This is a genomic window from Polyangium jinanense (assembly GCF_028435365.1).
The window spans coordinates 160028-178076 of sequence record NZ_JAGTJJ010000002.1 but is presented as its reverse complement, the minus strand read 5'-3'; the positions used below and the strand labels follow the sequence as shown (position 1 = coordinate 178076).

The following is an 18049-nucleotide window of genomic DNA, read 5'->3' as shown; positions in this document are numbered from 1 at the left end:
GGGTGCCATGGTCCGGCTGTTCAGGCAAGGGGCGGCCGACGGCTTCGTGGTCACCGCCTTGCGCAGCGGAGGGGATTTTTAGGTCCGTGTTGAGGTAGGGTGCTGCCATGCGGATCGGTCAACGCCTGAGCTCGCTGGTCATCTCCGACATTCGCGCGATGAGCCGCGCGTGTGAGGCGGTGGGCGGGATCAACCTCGGGCAAGGCGTGTGTGATCTGCCGACGCCGCCGCCCGTGGCCCGCGCGGCGAACGCCGCGATCGACGCGAGCGTGGCGATCTACACCGCGCCCGAAGGGATCCTGCCGCTCCGACAAGCGATCGCGGCCGATCTGAAGAAGCGCTACGGGCGTGAGGTCGATCCGGCGAGTGAGGTGGTGGTGACGTCGGGCGCGACGGGCGCGTTCGCGGCGGCGTGCCTCGCGCTGCTCGATCCGGGCGACGAGGTGATCCTGTTCGAGCCTTATTACGGCTACCACTTGAACACGGTGCTCGCGCTCGGCCTTCAGCCCGTGCTCGTGCCGACGCGGCCGCCGTCGTGGGAGATCGATCGGGAGGCGTTTGCGCGAGCGATCGGGCCGCGAACACGCGCCGTCGTCGTGTGCACGCCGTCGAACCCGAGCGGCAAGGTGTGGAGCGAGGAGGAGCTCGACTGGCTCGCGGACGCGATCGCATCGCACGACCTCGTGGCGATCACGGACGAGATCTACGAGCACATCGTGTTCGACGGGCAGAAGCACGTGCCGCTCGCGACGCGGAAAAACGCGGCGGCCCGCACGGTGTCGATCTCGGGATTCTCGAAGACGTTCGCGGTGACGGGCTGGCGGTGCGGGTACCTGACGGCGCCGCCCGACGCCGCGCGGCGGATCACGGTGGCGCACGATCTGCTCTACGTCTGCGCGCCGACGCCGCTCCAGCACGCGATGGTGGCAGGTCTCGGGATGCCGAACGATTACTTCGCGTCGATCGGGCAGAGCTACCAGAAGAAGCGCGATATCCTCTGCAGCGCGCTCGCGGACGCGGGCCTCACGCCGTACGTGCCGCGGGGCGCGTATTACGTGCTCGCCGACATCCGGCGGCTCGGCGCGCCGAACGCGAAGGCGGCGGCGATGCTGCTGCTCGAAAAGCTGCGCATCGCGAGCGTGCCGGGCACCTCGTTTTACGGGGATCCGGTGGGCGAGACGCTCTCTCGGTTCTGCTTCGCGAAGGAGGACGCCGTGCTGGAAGAGGCGGCGCGGCGCATTCGATCGCTTCCGTGAAGGATTTCCGCAATCGGGCATGAATTCGGGTCGAGCAGGGCAATGAGCGGCGGCGAACTCATCGGCGATAGATACGGTCTCGTGCGGCAAATCGGGACGGGCGCGCTCGGGGCCGTCTGGGAGGCGGAGGACCACACAGCGTCGCGCCATGTCGCGCTGAAGCTCCTCAGCATTCCGAACCAGGAAGTCGGGCGGCGGCTCGGCGAGGAGGCGCGCGCGGCGCAAGCCGCCAAGCACCCCACGCTGGTCACGATCCACGACGTGGGCGAGACGGGCGGCGGCGAGCCGTTCGTCGCCATGGAGCTGCTCTCGGGCGAGACGCTCGCCGACCGGCTCGCGCGCGAGCGCACGCTGCCGCCGCCGCTCGCCGCGCAGATCGGGCGCGACATCGCGTCGGCGCTGTCGATCGCCCACGCCGCGCGGCTCGTGCACGGCGATCTCCGGCCGGCGAACGTGTTCCTGCATGGAACACCGGGCACGAATGAGCCGGTGGTGAAACTCTTGGATCTGTGGGTCGCGCGGGCGGTGCCCGCGGTCGTGGCGGAGACGCTCGGGCTGGGATCGCCTTCGTACCGGAGCCCGGAGCAGCTCGCCACGCCGGAGTCGTTCGACGTGCGGACCGATCTCTGGTCGCTCGGCGTGGTGCTCTTCGAGATGCTCTCGGGGCAGCGTCCTTTCGAGGGCGGGCGCGCCGACATCACGGCGCGGATCACGAGCGGGCCGGTGCCGCGGATTTCGCAGCTCACGAATGCGGTGGACCCGGCGCTCGAAGAAATCGTGGCGCGGTGCATGGAGCGCGAACGCGACAAACGCATCGGCAGCGCGATGGTCGTCGCGCACATGCTCGAGGTGTTCGCGGCCGCGGGGCGCAAACCGTCGCTCGCGCCCGCGGCGTCGGTGCCGGCGTCGGCGAAGATTCACGACGAAAACACGAACGGCGCGGCGCACGCGCCGGTGCTGGAAGAGCTGCCGATGCGGGGTCAGCTCGGCACGCTGGTGATGGCGGAATCGGCGCCGTCGACCCCGTCGCCTGCGCTGCGGTCGTCGACGTCGGGGAGTTTTCCCGCGCCCTCGTCCGGGCCGCTCGGAACGCTGCTCATGGCCCCGCCGTCGTCTTCGTCGCCACGCGCGGAGGAATCGACGCGGCGCCCGAGAGCCGCGTACGTCCCGCCGCCGCGAGCCTCGCACGATTCGGAGCCGACGCAGGTCTACATCGAGCCGTCCGGCGTGTTCGCGCCGCCGCCGATGCCCATGGCCGGCGCGCACATCGTGGACGAGCCGACCGAGCCGCCGCCGACCGCGCCGCCGCCCGGAGCCACGGCGCCGCCGCTGTTCAGCGCGCGGCAGCAGCAGATGACGGTGACGGAGCTGCACCAGCGGCCGGCGCAGCGCGTGGAGCACGTCGACAAGACGGGGTTTTACCTGGCCGTCGCGGTGGGTGCGGCGACCGTGCTGCTCATCGGGTTCTTCGTGATCTTCCTGTTCTTTTGAGAAACGAATTCAGGCCGGACCGGCGGCCGGCGGCCCCTTGAACACCCGCCGGAGACCACCAAACCACACGAGAATCGTGACGAAAAGCGCGCCGAGCGTGATCGGCAAGGCCTTGTCGTTCGGGGGCGCGACGCCGATGGCGAGAAGGAGCGCGCAGCCGAGCACGCAGATCACCGCGACGAGGCGATACCAGGGGCCGAGCGAAAAGGGCCCCATCGTGGTCCAGGTGCGGCCGTAGGCGAAGAGGCCGAGCGCGATGGGCATGCCGTAGGAGATGTAGAGGAAAATCGTGCAGACCGCGGTGATCGTCGAATACACGGGCGTGTAGATGGTGAACGCCGTGCTCACGGCCGCGACGACCCAGATCGCATGGGCGGGCGTCCTGTGGACGTCGCTCACGCGGCGAAGGGCATACGAAAAGGGAAGGCCGCCGTCGCGGGCGAACGCGTACGTCATGCGCGAGGCGCTGGTGACGGTGGCGAGGCCGCAGAGGTACTGGGCGATGCCGATGCCGACGTAGAGGGCGATCTGCAAAGGACGCGGGAGGATCTCGCCCATCACCCAGAAAAACACGCCCGGGCCTTTCGAGGCGCCGACCTCCACGCTCGGCATGGCGAGGAGGATCGAGGCGACCATCAGGTACCCAAAAACCCCCGAGTAGAGCACGGCGCGCAGAATGGCCCGGGGGACGTTCGTCGCGGCGCCGACGGTCTCCTCGGCGGTATGCGCGGAGGCGTCGAATCCGGTCACGGTGTACGCCGGCATGAGCAGGCCGAGCAAAAAGAGCCAGGTCATGCCGTTCGTCGCGGGCCAGACGTCGCCGCCGGCCGCGCCGCTGAAATTGGTGAAGGTGACGAGCCGCGACGCGTCGAGGCGCGGGGCAAACAGGAGCATCGAGGCCGTGAGGACAATCGCGACGACGAAGATGAGATACCCGCTGAAATCGGTGAGGCGCGTGGTGAGGCGAATGCCGCGGTGATTGAAGAGGGCCTGCGTCGCGGTGATGACGACGATGGCGGCGAGCTGGTGGCCCGGGCCGAGTTTTTCCGGGTCGATGCCGAAGACGGGGCCGAGCGAGCTCGCGATGAAGAGATACGCGCCGACGTTGATCGCGGAGAGGACGGTGACGAGGCCGACGAGGTTGAACCAGGCCGTCGCCCAGCCGAGTCCCTTTCCGCCGAGAATGGAGGCCCAATGATAGAGGCCGCCCGCCGTCGGGAACGCCGAGGCGAGCTGGGCCATCGCGAGCGCGAAGCAAAAGGAGAGCAGGCAGGAGAGCGGCCAGCCGAGGCCAATCGAGGCGCCGCCCGCGGCGGAGAGGCCGAGGTGATAGGAGGTGAGACCGCCGGCGAGGATGCAGATGATCGAAAAGGAGACGGCGAAATTGGAGAATCCGCTCATCCGCCGGAGGAGCTCCTGGGCATAACCCATCCGGTGGAGCTGGCGGACGTCGTCTGCGATGACCTCGGATTCGGCGGTCGGGGTGGGTTCGGTGGGGACGTCACTGCGCGCTGGGTCTTGCATGGGAGGCTCGCCGAGGAGACGTTTCAGCGTAGGCGAGCGCGCGCCGAGGTGGGATCAGTTTTTCGCGGGAAGTTCGAGCAGGGCGTCGAGATCTCCGTCGAGGACACGCTCGACATGGGGGCTGACGACCCCGGTGATTTCGTCACGCACGAGTCGCTGCGGCGCAAAGACATAACTGCGCCGCTGGTGCCCGAATCGAGCGACCGGCCGAGTGCCGCGTCTTGTGGCCGCAGCCTGTTCGCGCCGCTCGAGCTCGAGCTCGACGAGCTTGCTCCGGAGGAGCCGGAGTGCGCTCGCGCGGTTTTGATGCTGGCTGCGCTCCGACCGAGCGACGATGACGATCCCCGTCGGAAGGTGCCGCATCCGGACCGCCGACGCGACCTTGTTGACGTTTTGTCCGCCGGGCCCGCCGGCGCACATCGTCGTCACCTCGATATCGTCATCGCGAATCTCGACGGGAATCGTGTCGTCGATATCGAGCAGGACCTCGACCGCGACGAACGAGGTCTGTCGCCGATCCCCTTTGCCGAAGGGGCTCACGCGCACGAGCCGATGGACGCCGGTCTCGCCCCGGAGAGCGCCGTACACACCGGCGCCCGGGATCCGGATCGCGGCGCCATCGATCCCCGCTTCATTTCCTTCCTGCCGGTGGAGCTCCTCGACGAGGAGCCCTCGCCGCGCCGCCCACCGGAGGTACATCCGCAAGAGCATGGCCGCGAAGTCCCTGGCGTCGACGCCGCCCGCGCCCGGTTGAATGGACACGATTGCGCCCATGCATCCCTCCGGTTCGGGGGGCGCGCACGAGCGCTCCGCGTCTCGGAGGTCGACCTCGATGGCTGCGAGATCGGCTTCGGCCGCGGCGAGCGCGTCCGCGTCGCCTTCGTGGAAGGCGAGCAGGGCGAACGTATGCGTATCGTCGAGCCCGCGCTCGGCGTGCGTGATCCGATCGTTCAGGGCGCCGAGACGTGCTCGCTCCGCGAGGAGCTCTTCCGCACGTTCGCGGTTGCGCCAGAGGTCGGTTTCGCTGAGAAGGAAGTCGAGTTCGGCGAGGCGCCGGGCCTGCCGGGGGAGGTCAAAGACCGTCGCGGAGCCGGGTCAGGCGTCGACGAAGCTCGGCGAGGCGTTCGAGGATGGGAGAATTCATACGTGATCGTATACACTCGGGCGCTCACGCCGTCAAAGGCGTCCAGGCTGCCCGAGGAGATGTCCATGAAATCCCGAACCCACATCTCCTTCCGCCGAGAGGAGACCTTCCGCGCCGTGCCGCATCGCCTCGACGAGGTCTTGCTCGACGAAGACCGCGCCGTCGCGGTCCGCCGCGAGGACGTCGAGACGGGGGTGTATCTCCTGCACGGCGTGATGTCGCCGAAGGAATGCAAGCGATTGATCACCACGGCGGAGGCGATCGGCTTCACGCACGCGGGGCTCGCCATTGGCAACGACACGTACCGGGTGAACCTCGCGGCCCGCAACAACCTGCGCGTCGTGCTCGACGCAGAGCGGCTCGCCGAGGGGCTCTGGGCGCGCATTCGCGGCCACGTGGACACGGAGCACGAGGCCTCGCCCCTCGTGGGCCTGAACGATCGCTTTCGGGTCTATCGGTACGAGGTCGGTCAACGCTTCTCCCCGCACCTCGACGTGCGCACGGCCGTGCCGCGGGGGGAGACGCGCGCGTCACTCATGATTTATTTGAACGAAGGGTTCGAAGGCGGCTCGACGCGTTTCTTCGAGGAGAAGGACAAGAAGAGCCGCCGCGGGGAGGGTCGAGGGCGCAAATTCAACAATCGCGTGCGATTCGCGGTGCGTCCGGCCCCGGGGAGCGTCGTCGTGTTCGACCACCTGCTCCTGCACGAGGGCGCCGAGGTCACGGCCGGCGTGAAGTACGCGGTGCGCTCCGATCTCATCTATGCGCCGTCCCGGTGACGGGAGGTAGGCGAGCGGGCTGCTCCTGAATCTCGTTTTCCTCGGACGAACTCCAGCGTGGACAGCGCATACCGCGGGTGACGGTGCTTGCGCCGCACGCCCGCTCTCCCCTACCCTCGGGTTCGTCATGGCTCACCGCGCTGCTGCCCTCGCCTCTGCTCTCGTCGCGCTCGCGCTCCCGCGGGCGGCGGCCGCCGAGCCTGCGCCAAAGATCGCGTTCCGGCTGGACTTGCAAGCGCTCCCCGGGCGCGGGTGCCCCACGGCGGAGGAGTTTGGCCTCATCCTCGCGGCAGAGTTCGGGTATCTGCTCGTGCGGGACGACGCCCGGGCGACGTTGCGGATCGAGACGCATCCGAACGGGAACAAGCTCGATGCCGTGATCACGGTGCCGGATCCCGAGAGCAACGGGGAGTGGCGGCGCGTGCTCACCCAGGGGGACTGCCGCGAGCTCCTCTATGACGTCGCGGTGCTCGTGTCCATCGCCTTCGGCCCGCGCGCTTGGCGAGGGTCGGAGCCGCCCCCGTGGCTCGTCGCGCCGGTCGATTTCGAGGTCGGGCGCCCGGTGCTGGATTTCGAGCCGTCGTCCGCCATCGTGAAGCTGCTCCACCCGGTCGAGGAGGAGGCGTACGAGCCCGTGGTCGTGGTCTCGAAGGAGCCGTTGCCGCGTCCGATCGAGGACAAGCCACCGTTCAAGGTCGAGGCCGCCCTGGGCCCGGCCGTGATGCTTCACGGGTTGCCCGGGGTCGCTGTGGGCGGAAACGGCTTACTCGGGCTTCGCTGGCGCCGGTTCGCGGTCGCCGCAGAGCTGCGTGGGTTGATCACGCCCGCCTCGGGGATCGGTGATCATGAACTCCCCGGCCGAGCATCCGTGTGGGCTGCATCGGCACTCCCATGTTATGCGTTCGAGCACATCGACGCTTGCGGGGCAGCGACCTTCAGCCATCTGAGTATCGATGTGGAATCTCCGCTTGCGCTCACCCAGGCGGATGGCTTCTCGGTCGGGTTCGGCGCGCGCATCAACGGAAGGGTGCGCCTGTCAGAGCGCCTTGGCTTGCTTGGTTTCTTCGACCTCAACGTACAGTCGCGGACGTTCGTCCTGAAGCTCGACGCTTCGCGGACCGTGGCTGACTGGCGCTCGCCGCTCTTGCGCTTGGCGGTCGGCGCAGCGGTGGTCATTCATCTGAGTGAATAGGTAATGTCATGAAGAATTTCAAACGTTACATCGGTCTCATTTTCGTCTTCCTGCCGATTGCGCTCCTCTCCGTGGCCTCATGCGGGGAGGGCGTGTTTACCTATATCGAACTCGACGGGGGCGCCGGCGGTGCCTCCCCCGACGCGGGGACGGACGGCGACGAGGAGGAGGGCGGCCCAACCAGCAGCGGGGGGCCCATCGATTGCGATTTCACGTGTCGCGACGACTGCGTCCCCCTCCACCCGGGCGACATGTCTTTCCCCGTCCTCGTGTGGATCGGGCCCAACGACGGCGCCGCGCCCCCCTGCCCCGACAACGCGCCCGTCGAGCAATTCGTGTGGCACGCCGATCTCGTGATCCCCCCGAAGAAATGCGGCCCCTGCACGTGTACCCCCTCGACGGGCACGTGCGCGCTCCCCTCCAGCATCACGGCGCACGCCGCGCCATGCACGCTCGCCGAGGAGGCGACCGCGACGCCGGCCGACCCGCCCGCCGGGTGGGACGGCGCCTGCGCCGCAGGAGACGCCCTCCCCGCGGACCTCTCTTGCGGGCCCGAAGGGCCGTGCGTCCAGTCGATCACGGTGGGTCCGCTCGGCATCGCGGCGGAGTCCTGCGAGGCGCTCGACGGGTCCGGCGCGGTGACGGCCCCTGCGCCCGCCCCCTCGTGGGGCCTCGTCGCGCGGGTCTGCGAGGGCAGCGCGTTCGGCGCATGCGCGTCCGACGAGCATTGCGTCCCCACGGCGCCGACCGGGTTTCGCCAGTGCGTCCAGCGGGAGGGGCTCCACGACTGCGCGGCCGAGGGGTACAGCGAACAATTTACATTTTATGAAGGCTTCAGCGACGAACGCGTTTGCACGGCGTGCTCCTGCGGCGCGCCGGAGGGGAGTTATTGTCATTCCGATATCGCATTTTATTCCGACGCCGCTTGTACCCTGACGCCCCTCATCGCGAGCGCCTGGTCGAAGGGCCCCACGTGCCATGACGTCGTGCCTGCCGGGCGCGCGATCGGGTCGAAGACGGCGCTCTCGCCCGTGTATCAGCCGGGGAGCTGCCAGGCTGCGGGAGGGGAGGTCGTCGGGGAGGTCGCGAAGATCGGACCGCGGACGGTTTGTTGTTACGTGGCTTGATGAGCCGGCGCGGAGCGCGGGCCGGGTCGGGTCATTGCCTGCGATCGGGCGGGAGGTACCACTGGGGCTTATCTTTGAGCGCCGGGCACCTGCGCTCCGTCTCCGCGACAAAGCAATCGCTGTAAGCCTTCCACCCGGCAAGATTCCATGTAGACAGATCAGGCGAAGGTTTGCAGCGGTCGCTTACCTCGAGCGTGATGCTCCAATGGAGCGCGCCCTCTTCATCCTCGCACGGCTTGCACCAGATGGGATCCAGCTCCGTACACGCCACGTGATTCGGGCACCGGGCCATCACGCAGCCGGCCTGGCAGGCTTCCTCTTGTCCCTCGGGCGGCTTCTCGCAGATCTCGCCCCCCGCCTCGCACAGCTCGAACACCGCCGCGAGGTCCTTGTCGCAGGCGTCGGCGCCAAGGGGGTCAGACACAGCCCGGCGCACCTTGAGACCCACGCCCACGGCGACGGCGATCGGCAAGGCGATGGCAACGGCGAAGAGCTTCTTCCGGCGGGTCACGAATCCTTCCTCCGTGCTTGTCGCGGCCAGTCTACACGATCAGCGCCGATGACGCGAGTCCTTCGATCGCGGGCCGGGGTCGCACGCGGCCATTCTCGGGGCACCGATCGAAATTTGTGCCTCCCGGACCCGGTCTTGTACGCTGCCTCCGGCGCGGAGGCTGGGCATGAGAATGCTCGTCGTTGGCTTGTTTTTCGTGTGGTTCGTCGTGCTCGCGCCAGCCTGTTGGGAGCCCGCGTGCAAGAACCCGAAAAAAGGAGCCCCGAACGCCGAGGCGGGCGCCAGGGAGGGGGTTCTCGTCCAGTGCAACGTGGTCCTCACTTGCGCTTTGCAAGGCGCGGGTAACCGTCGACAACCCTTGGTGGGAGCGGAGGACGCGCAGATCATCGACCGCAGAAGCGCCTGGGAGAACGAAGACGCATGCATCCAAAGGGCAAAAGAGCGCGGAATCGGCGTGAAATGCAGCGTCCTCGAGGTTGACCCCAAAGTCATCTGCCTCGACCCCCCTGGGTCGAACGGCTGCGGCTCGAATCCCGGGGACGGCCCCGTCATCATCGTCGGGAGCGCGGCCAGCGGCGATTTCAAGAGCGACCCGCAGGGCACGGGCGGAACGAACGACTACGGCGGCGGCAATGACGCGGGCGGCCAGGGCGGGATCTGAACGGCCACGAACGAAACGTCAATCTCTGCGGTCGGGCGGCAAGTGCCACTTCGTACCGATGAGCGCCGGGCACCTCCGCTCCACTTCTCTCGTATGGCAAACGTCGTACTCCTTCCACATGGCAAGATTCCACGTGGCCGGATCAGGTGTCGGAAAGCAGAGTTCGTTCGCCTCGATGACGAGGCGATGAAAGAGCGCCCCCTCTTCATCCTCGCACGGCTTGCACCAGATGGGGTCGAGCTCCGTGCACGCCACCTGATTCGGGCACTTCGCCATCACGCACCCGGCCTGGCAGGCTCCCTCTTGTCCCTCGGGCGGCTTCTCGCAGATCTCCCCGCCTGGCTCGCATAACTCGAACACCGCCGCGAGGTCCTTGTCGCAAGCATCCGCCCCCAGCGTGTCCGACGAGGCACGGCGGACCTTCAGGCCCACGCCCACGGCGACGGCGATCGGCAAGGCGATGGCTGCGGCAAAGAGCTTCTTCCGGCGGGTCATCGGCGGCTCTCTCGTGCTCGTCCCGGCCACTCTACACGATCTGCCCCGCGGACGCGAGCCCACCTTCGTGGCATGGACGGCCCCTTCGCATCCGCTAGCGTCGGCCATCCCCTTTCGAAGGAAGTCCGGAATGGCAGACAGGTCCATCGATCAGGACGAGGTCACAATTTACGGTCCTTATGCCTCGAACAAGATCCGCAAGAAACTCCTCGGTCTGATCCCCGAATACGATCCTGCATTGAACTACGCCGCCGACCAGATCGACGCCCAGACCGCCGCCGTGAAATCGGCCGTGGAGGCCGCGCGCGGCACGGACGCCTCGCGCAGGCAGGGCGTCCGGAGCAAGGCGCCGCTCCTCAAGCAGGCTCGCGCCCTCCTCGGCAAATTCAGCACCCACCTCGGCGCGCACGACAACGGCGTCATCGACCGGAAGGTGTTTTTCACGAAAGACGGCACCGCCGGAAGCGTCGGAAAGGCCGCCGCCGACGTCGTCCTCGCGGTCACCCACATCACGACGAAGCTCGCCGCGCCCGGCTGCCCCGTGCGCGAGGCAGCGCATTGGCACGGTCGATTCGATGCCATGACGAAGTCGCTCGCGCCCGTCGTCGCATTCGCCGACGACGCCCGTATCGACAGGCAATCCCTGACGCCGGAGGTCGAGGCGACGAGGCAGGTCTGGCTCAATGGCTACGTCGCCGCGAAGGCGCTCTGCGAGAGCCTCCTGCGCCACCTCGGCCGCGTCGACCAGCTCCGCCTTTACTTCTACGACCTCCAGGTCCCCGCCGGCACGAAGGTCACCGAGCCCCCGGCCGAGGAGCCGGAAGCGCGTGAGGCCGAGGATACGGACGAGGACACGGGCGACGAGTAACCCGAGCGTCGACAGAGGGGCCGGTCACCACCCCTCCCAAGGCCCCGAGCGTTGCTTGGGCACGTGGGAGGGGCGTCTCCCGACCGATCTGGCGATGCCTGGGGGGCTCGGCCGGCGAGGGACCAGGGCCTCGGGCCAGAGCAGGCCGGCAGGTCGTGTGCCGACCAGGGCCTCGAGCGAGGCTCGGGGGATCGGGCGGGCGGGTGCTCAGTCCCGCGAGCGAGGTCAGGCGCCCGTCACTGCGCGAATTTGCTGGGATTCGGCGAGGTGGATCGAAGCCCGTCGATGTGCTCGTTCAGCGACGGGTGGATGTTATGCCACATGGGATCCAGGACGAAGTCGATGCCCTCGCGACGGGCCAGCTTGGCAGCCGGGACGAAGTCACTATCGCCTGCAACAAGGACGATCTGATCGACGAGCTTTTTGTAGGCCAGCGACGCGATATCGAGGCCGATCTTCATATCGACGCCCTTCTGACGCGCGTCATACGTGAAATCGTCATCCGTGAGCTCCTCGAATCGTATATTCCCTTTGATGAGCTCAGACAGTTTGTCCGACTTGATCCTCCACGACGCCGCGCCGTCGGACAGGTGCCCGAGTCTGAGCGCCACCTTCCGCTGGGTCTTGATCTCCTCGTGTAGAGCGAGGCGAAAGAGAGCCGTCGTCGTCTTCGAGAAATCGATGCCGCGTCGCGAAATCGGAAGGTGCGCCTTCTTCAAAATCGGAGGACAGTCGTAGAAGAAGATCCGGTAGAGGTCGTACGTGGGGCGCCCCTGGCGGTCGTTCAGGTGAAAACACGCCATCTCGTGCATCGTCCGGGCGACAACCTTGGGGTCGGTGGCGTCACGATCCCTGTAGACGTGAGAGAAGCGCTTCAGGAAGAAGCCACCATCGACGAGAATGGCTGTCGGCATGATCGACCCCCAAAAAGAAAAGCCCCCGGGTTCGGCGTCCTCGTTATCGAAGGGAGAACGCGTACCACCGGGGGCGAGATGTTCAGATCCTAGGCCGGTCCGATGAAGGTGTCAACCACCGGTACGGGAGCCTACCCACACCGGCCACCCCGCCCTCAATGCACCCCACCCACGAGCCACGCATACCCGGGGACGAGCACTTCCTCGGGGCTCGCGCCGCCCTGGGTCGCGGGCGCCGTGCCGCGCGCGTCGCACGAGAGGCGGAAGCCGTGGTCGCCGAAGACGAAGAGCAGCGTGCGCGGCGGTGAGCTCTCGACGAAGCGCGAGATCACCTGCGCCGTCTCGTCTGCAATGCTGCCGAGCCGCTCGTCGAAGCCAGGGCCGACGCCACGGAGGCGCGCCTCGACGAGGTCGAGCTTGAAGACTTCCTTGGTGCCGTACCGTTCGCGGCGAATCGTGGAGAGGGCGCGGCCGCGGACGATGTCGGGCTCGGGGCCCGGCTCGGGCAAGGGTTCGCGCAGGCCCTCGGGGCCGCGGCCGAGGAGCGCGACCTGGGCCGGCGTGGTCGTCGGGAGCGCGCTCCAGAGCAAGGTGCGGTCGACGCAGACGGCACGGCCCTGCAACGTGGGCTTGAGGCGCGCCATCACGCGCTCGCCGAGGTCGAAGCGGAGGGCGTCGACGAGGAGCAGGCGCACGGCGCGGGCGTTGTTGAGGCGCGCGATCCGCGCAGCCACGTCGGGCGCGTCGAGGACCATGAGCGGGCGTTTTCCGGTCGCGCGGATGGCCGCAAAGCCCTCGGTGTAGCTGTGCTCGAAGGCGGTGCGGAAGCCGTCGACGACGCGCTGGACGGAGGCGTCGGCGTGGCCACGCGAGAGCGCGCCGATGAGGGGCATGTAGCGGGTCGCGAAGAGCCGATCGATGACGCCCGCAGGCTTGGGACCACGCGCGTTGTCGAGGTCCATCGCGAAGGCGCGCCACTCGGCCGCCGAGAGGACACGCTCGACCGGCGAGGGGTTGACCGGCGGCGAGGGCGGCGCGAGGTCCGCAGGCAAGGGCGGCGGCGGCGGGAGCGTGTCGGCCGCGGGGGCGTTTTTCGCGGCGGGCGCGGCGGCGGCCTCGGGCTCGCGGTCGCGCACGGGCTCGCGGTCACGATCCCGCACGGCATCGAGCGCGGGCGAGGAGGGCGTGCGGGGGCGCGGCGCCGGGGCAGCGGGCTCCGCGGGCGGCGTGGCCTCCATGGGCGGCGGCGGGGTCGACTTGAACGCGCGCGGCGCGCCGTCGGCCGCGGGCGTCGTGGTCGCCGTCGGCCGCGGACCCGACTTCAGCCCACGCAGACGGCCGATCGGCGCGCGCTCGGGCGTGGCATCGGCCTCGGGCGGACCGGATTCGTGGGTCGTGATGGGGCGCACGTCGCTCGGCTCGGCCTCGGGCGGCGGCGCGGGCGGCGTGAGGGGCGGACGGGCGACGACGCGCGAGTGCTCGGGGAGGGCGCGGCGCGTGGGCGCGGCGTCGGCGACGAGCTCGTCGAGGCGGACGGGCGCGAGGATTCGCAAGGCCCGGTCGCCCTCGTCGAGGACGAGCGCCACGGGGCCGGCCTGGGCCGCTTCGTTGAAGACCGCGAGCACGGCGCTGTCGGAGGGCCCGAGCGCGGGCGCGTCGCCCGAGGTGTCGGCGAGCGTGGCGAGCGGGGGCAAGGCGAGCGCGAGGCCGAAGGAGCCGAGGCCGCGGGCCCGGACGACCTGATCCCGCAAGGACGCGGCGCCGTCGACGTCGGCGCTGACGGACGGCGGGGGCGCGCCGCGCATGGCGAGGGCGCTCTCGACGGCCTCCTCGACGGCCTGGCGGAGCCGACCGGGCGCGGGGGGCCGCAGGATGCTGGCCACCACGTAGCCGCGGCTGCGCAGCTCCGAGAGGAGCTCGGTCTTGCGGGAAGCGGCGACGAAGAACGCGCCGAACGACGGTCGCACGGGCGGAGAGGGGGAGCCCGACGGCGCGGGGGCCTGCACCAAGCGCATGAGAGGTCCCTTGCCAGAGAGGACGAGAAACGGACGAATTTTCGGCGAGCCGAAGACCCGGCAGGCTAGTCCGGGAAAAGGAGACCTTATCCATGCACGAGCCTCGACGCTTCCCGATCGCCCGTTTTTTCAGCTTCCTCGCCCTGACCCTCGCCGCCGGCTGCTCGGACCCGGCCGACACGCCGCCGCCGGCAGGGGATCCCTTCGGACCGATCGGCGATCGTGCCGATCTGCCCGTCACCGAGCGCATCAAGATCGACAACCTCGCCGCGCCCGTGGACGTCGTGCGTGACAAGGACGGGCGGCCGCACATCTTCGCGTCGAGCTTCGAGGACGCGGTGCGCGTGCAGGGCTACCTCGTCGCGCAGGACCGGCACCTGCAGATCGAGTTTTACCGCCGCGTGTCCGAGGGCCGGCTCGCCGAGATCCTCGCCGACGCGGACGCGAGCGTGATCGACAACGACATCGTCTTCCGCAGCCTGGGGCTGCACCGCGTGGCGAAGAAGCAATACGAGGTGCTTGGTCCCGAGGAGAAAGCCCTCGTCGACGCGTTCGCCGACGGCGTGTCCCAGCACTTCCGCGCGCTCCGCAACCGCGAGGCCGGTCTGCCCGCGGCGGCCTTCCTCGTCCCGGTCGATGCGTTCACCGATTTCACGGGCGTCGATGCCCTCGCGATCGCGCGTCTCCAGTCGTACCTGCTCTCGCACTCGGCCGACGGCGAGCTCGCGGACACGATCTCGATCCAGACGATCGGCGCGGCGTTCCCGAAGGACGCGGCCGATCCGCTCGTCGCCCTGCGCAGCGGGATCCTTCGCGAGCTCTATCGCTTCGCGCCTTACGAGCCGGCGACGACGACCACGGGGTATCCGATGGGCCAGGGCGGCGCGAAAGCCCCCGCGCCCTCCCCACTCCTGCCCGACCTCGGCGCGCGGACATCGCGCTACCGCGAGGCCCTGCGCAAGGTGAAGGATCTGTTTGCCCCCGAAGGATTCGGCTCGAACAACTGGGCCGTCACGGCAGGCAGGAGCGACACGGGACACGCGCTGCTCGCGAGTGATCCGCACCTGACGCTCGCCGCGCCCGCGATCTTCTGGCCCGTGGCGATGGAGGTGACGCCGAAGGATCCGTCGGCGCGGGTGAAGGTCTCGGGCCTCGCGTTCCCCGGCATTCCCGGGATCATCCTCGGGCACAACGAGAACATCGCCTGGGGCGCGACGGTCGCCGGCTACGACGTGACCGATCTCTACGCCGAGCAGATCACGCCCGACGGCAAGTCGGTCGTGTTCGAAGGGAAAAACGTCGCGATCGAGACGGTCGACGAGGTGATCCAGATCCAGGCCGGCACGCCGTACACCTACAAAGTCCCGGTCGTGCCGCACCACGGGGCGATCCTGCCGGAGATCCTGCCCGATCACACCGTGGCCCCGCTCGACCCCGCGAAGGGCGCCGTGAGCGTGCGCTGGACCGGCGACGAAGCGACGAACGAGCTCGCGGCGATCCTCGCCCTTTTGAGGTCCAAGAATGTCGACGAGGCCAAGCTCGCGCTCGACGGTTTTCAGGTGGGCGCGCAGAACTGGATGATCGCGGATACACAAGGCAACGTGCTCTGGACCTCGCACGCAAAACTGCCGACGCGAAAGCCGGCGGCCGTCGCGTGGAACCCGGCGACGTTCTCGGGCACGCTGCCATGCCTCGTGCTGCCCGGCGATGGTTCGGCCGAGTGGACGGGCGCGCTGCCGGATCACCTCGTTCCCTGGGAGAAAAACCCCGCCGCGGGCTTCCTCGCGACGGCGAACAACGATCCGATCGGAGACTCGCTCGACAACGATCCCTCGAACGGCACGCTGCCCGACGGGACGCCGATGTACCTCGCGTGCTCATGGGACATCGGCTTCCGCGAAGGTCGCATCCAGGAGCGGCTCGCGGCGCTCGACAAGGCGACGCCCGAGGATCTCGCGAAGATCCAGGGCGACGCGAAATCGGCGCTCGGCTCGCGGCTCGTGCCCGCGCTGATCGAGGCGATCGATCGAGCCGAGGCGGAACGAAAGGCGCCCGGGACGCACCCCGATCTCTCGGCCGTGGTGGCCGATCCCGGCTACGACGCGGCGGCGATCCAGAACGTGCACGCGCTGCTCACGGCGTGGGGCACCGAGGCCGGCTACGAGGCGGCGAGCGGCATCGATCCGGACACGAACAAGCCGCTCCCGGCGGAGGGCGACACGGCGCTCGAGGTGCGCGCGTCGCAGGCGACGCTCGTGTTCAACACGTGGCTCCTCCGGCTCGTCGAGCGCGTGCTGGGGGACGAGCTCGAGCACGCCGGCAGGCCCTTCGTCCCGCGTGATCAGAAGGCGAAGGCGATCCTCGCGATCACGCGCGACACACCCGCATCGCTCCCGACGTACGACCCGACGACGAAGGAGAGCGCGCTCTGGGACGACATGGCGACGCCGGAGATCGAGACGAAGCACGAGCGGATCGTGCGCGCGCTCGTCGACGCGCTCGGGACGCTCGCAGCGGATGTCGGGACGGACATCGGCGCCTACCGCTGGGGCGCACGGCACCGCGTTCGTTTCGAGGCGATCCTCCCAATCCTCGGGCAGCTCTCGATCCCGCCGCTCGGCGATCCCGTTTTTCCGGACGGGTTTCCGCGGCACGGGGACAGCTTCTCGGTCGACTCGTCCGACTTCTCCCTCACCGCCCGGCTCGACGTGACGCCTCGCTACGACTACGATTTCGGCCCGACGCAGCGTCTCGTCGTGGACCTCGCTCCGGAAGGTCCGCGGTCGTGGAACGCGCTGCCGGGAGGCGTCGTGTGGGACTCGCAGAGCCCGCACTTCCGCGACCAAGCCGAGCTCTGGCGGAAGAACCAGACGCGGCAGGTCCCCTTTTTGCTTACCGACGTCGTCGCAGCCGCCGCGTCGCGCATCGTCGTGACGGGGAGGTAGGCCAAAGAGCGAACACGTCAAACACGCCAATCCAAGGAGGGCGGGTTGGTCCTGCGCCGCATCCTCACGACCGCTGCTTCCGGGTTCGACAAGACCGTCGGCACGGCGATGCTCGTGCGTGGCGACAAGATCCGCGCCTTCGATCCCTCGGGCCTCGGTCCCGAGGCCCGGATCGAGCTCCTCGACACGATCCGCGGGATCTACGACAAACCCGAGCACTTCGCGGCGCCGAGCTCGTTCTTTGGGGAACCAACGATCCCCAACGTCGAGCTCGCCCGGGTGCGCCTCCTCGGAGGCCTGGATCCCGGCATGGTGCTCGACGCGACGTGGCCGAGCGAGTTCGAGCCGCTCGAAGAGAGCGTGCGCACGGACTACCTCGGCCACACGCTGAACCGCACCGCGATGGCGCGGCTGTTTCTGCACGCTACCCCTCGTCCGGTCGCGATCCTGGTGCACGGCTACCGGTGCGGGGCGTTCACGCTCGAAGAGCGGCTGTGGCCCGTGCCCTGGATCTTCGAGCTCGGCCTCGACGTGGCGATGGCGGTGCTGCCGTTCCACGCATGCCGCGCCCCGAAAGGAACGGCGCTGTTTCCTTCGCCGGACATGCGCTTCACGATCGAGGGGTTTCGCCAGGCCATCATGGACCTCCGCGCGCTCGCGGCGCTCCTCTGCGATCGGGGCGCGCCGTCCGTCGGTGCGATGGGCATGAGCCTCGGCGGCTACACGGCAGGGCTCTGGGCCACGATCGATCCGACCCTCGCGTTCGTGGTGCCGATCGTGCCGTGCGCCTCGATCGCCGATGTGGCGCGCGCGGTGGGGCTGCTCGTCGGCACGCCGGACGAGCAGGCGGCGCAGCACCAGGCGATCGAAGCGACACTACGCGTGGTGAGCCCTCTCGGGCGGCCTTCGGCGCTCCCGCCCGAGCGATTTCTCGTCGTCGGGGCGGCGGGGGATCAGATCACGCCGCTCGATCACGCACGGCGCATGGCCGAGCATTTCCGCGCGCAGCTCGAGACGTTCCACGGCGGACACCTTTTGCAGTTCGGCCGGGCGGATGCGTTCCGCGCGGTGCGGCGCATGCTTGCGCGGATCGGGATCATCGAGACGCGCCACGCCGCGGCGTGACG

General features: G+C 68.9%; 15 protein-coding genes and 1 pseudogene. 9 read left to right on the top strand and 7 right to left on the bottom strand.

Going from position 1 to position 18049, the window contains the following annotated elements; genetic code table 11:
• Positions 1-107: 107 nt before the first annotated feature.
• Positions 108-1256 carry a pyridoxal phosphate-dependent aminotransferase gene (locus KEG57_RS05740; protein ID WP_272417021.1) on the top strand — a complete coding sequence of 383 codons (1149 nt, stop codon included), beginning with the start codon at positions 108-110 and terminating at the stop codon, positions 1254-1256.
• A gap of 42 nt (positions 1257-1298) precedes the next feature.
• Positions 1299-2747, top strand: coding sequence for a serine/threonine-protein kinase (locus tag KEG57_RS05735; RefSeq protein WP_272417020.1), 1449 nt, complete (start codon positions 1299-1301; stop codon positions 2745-2747).
• A 9-nt stretch (positions 2748-2756) separates the two neighbouring features.
• Here the strand turns inward: KEG57_RS05735 and KEG57_RS05730 are convergent, their stop codons facing one another.
• The 3 genes and pseudogenes from KEG57_RS05730 to KEG57_RS05720 form a co-directional block, all read right to left on the bottom strand.
• On the bottom strand, positions 2757-4271 hold the full coding sequence (locus KEG57_RS05730) for an amino acid permease (RefSeq protein WP_272417019.1): 1515 nt from the start codon (positions 4269-4271) through the stop codon (positions 2757-2759).
• A gap of 54 nt (positions 4272-4325) precedes the next feature.
• Positions 4326-4811, bottom strand: coding sequence for a peptide chain release factor-like protein (locus KEG57_RS05725; protein WP_272417715.1), 486 nt, complete (start codon positions 4809-4811; stop codon positions 4326-4328).
• Between the two features lie 9 nt (positions 4812-4820).
• Positions 4821-5267 (bottom strand): annotated as a pseudogene (locus KEG57_RS05720) (PCRF domain-containing protein); the annotation flags it as partial.
• On the opposite strand from KEG57_RS05720, the gene KEG57_RS55460 reads away from it, so the two are divergent.
• The 3 genes from KEG57_RS55460 to KEG57_RS05705 all read left to right on the top strand — a co-directional run bounded on the left by KEG57_RS55460 (position 5178) and on the right by KEG57_RS05705 (position 8513).
• Positions 5178-6194 (top strand): 2OG-Fe(II) oxygenase, encoded by a 1017-nt coding sequence (locus KEG57_RS55460; protein WP_308215617.1) that lies wholly within the window; start codon positions 5178-5180, stop codon positions 6192-6194. The pseudogene KEG57_RS05720 and the gene KEG57_RS55460 overlap by 90 nt on opposite strands.
• A gap of 127 nt (positions 6195-6321) precedes the next feature.
• A complete protein-coding gene (locus KEG57_RS05710; protein ID WP_272458248.1) occupies positions 6322-7386 on the top strand; it encodes a hypothetical protein in 1065 nt (354 codons plus the stop codon).
• An 8-nt stretch (positions 7387-7394) separates the two neighbouring features.
• Positions 7395-8513, top strand: coding sequence for a hypothetical protein (locus KEG57_RS05705; RefSeq protein ID WP_272458247.1), 1119 nt, complete (start codon positions 7395-7397; stop codon positions 8511-8513).
• A 31-nt stretch (positions 8514-8544) separates the two neighbouring features.
• On the opposite strand, the gene KEG57_RS05700 is transcribed toward KEG57_RS05705, so the two are convergent.
• The gene (locus tag KEG57_RS05700) at positions 8545-9024 is read right to left on the bottom strand and encodes a hypothetical protein (protein WP_272417016.1); all 480 of its coding nucleotides are present in this window, start codon (positions 9022-9024) and stop codon (positions 8545-8547) included.
• Between the two features lie 166 nt (positions 9025-9190).
• Between KEG57_RS05700 and KEG57_RS05695 the strand changes: the two genes are divergently transcribed.
• Positions 9191-9685 carry a hypothetical protein gene (locus KEG57_RS05695; protein WP_272458246.1) on the top strand — a complete coding sequence of 165 codons (495 nt, stop codon included), beginning with the start codon at positions 9191-9193 and terminating at the stop codon, positions 9683-9685.
• Between the two features lie 18 nt (positions 9686-9703).
• Here KEG57_RS05695 and KEG57_RS05690 read toward each other — a convergent pair whose 3' ends face one another.
• Entirely contained in the window at positions 9704-10180 is a 477-nt protein-coding gene (locus KEG57_RS05690; RefSeq protein ID WP_272417014.1) for a hypothetical protein, read from the bottom strand.
• 130 nt (positions 10181-10310) lie between these two features.
• Between KEG57_RS05690 and KEG57_RS05685 the strand changes: the two genes are divergently transcribed.
• Complete coding sequence (locus KEG57_RS05685) at positions 10311-11048, top strand: hypothetical protein (protein WP_272417013.1); 738 nt, start codon at positions 10311-10313, stop codon at positions 11046-11048.
• 236 nt (positions 11049-11284) lie between these two features.
• Here KEG57_RS05685 and KEG57_RS05680 read toward each other — a convergent pair whose 3' ends face one another.
• Both KEG57_RS05680 and KEG57_RS05675 read right to left on the bottom strand, forming a co-directional pair.
• The gene (locus KEG57_RS05680; RefSeq protein ID WP_272417012.1) at positions 11285-11962 is read right to left on the bottom strand and encodes an NYN domain-containing protein; all 678 of its coding nucleotides are present in this window, start codon (positions 11960-11962) and stop codon (positions 11285-11287) included.
• A gap of 155 nt (positions 11963-12117) precedes the next feature.
• Positions 12118-13929, bottom strand: coding sequence for a hypothetical protein (locus KEG57_RS05675; RefSeq protein WP_272458245.1), 1812 nt, complete (start codon positions 13927-13929; stop codon positions 12118-12120).
• A 140-nt stretch (positions 13930-14069) separates the two neighbouring features.
• Here KEG57_RS05675 and KEG57_RS05670 point away from each other — a divergent pair, with 140 nt between their 5' ends.
• Both KEG57_RS05670 and KEG57_RS05665 read left to right on the top strand, forming a co-directional pair.
• The gene (locus tag KEG57_RS05670) at positions 14070-16922 is read left to right on the top strand and encodes a penicillin acylase family protein (RefSeq protein WP_272458244.1); all 2853 of its coding nucleotides are present in this window, start codon (positions 14070-14072) and stop codon (positions 16920-16922) included.
• A 45-nt stretch (positions 16923-16967) separates the two neighbouring features.
• Positions 16968-18047 carry an alpha/beta fold hydrolase gene (locus tag KEG57_RS05665; protein ID WP_272417009.1) on the top strand — a complete coding sequence of 360 codons (1080 nt, stop codon included), beginning with the start codon at positions 16968-16970 and terminating at the stop codon, positions 18045-18047.
• The last annotated feature ends 2 nt before the right edge of the window (positions 18048-18049 follow it).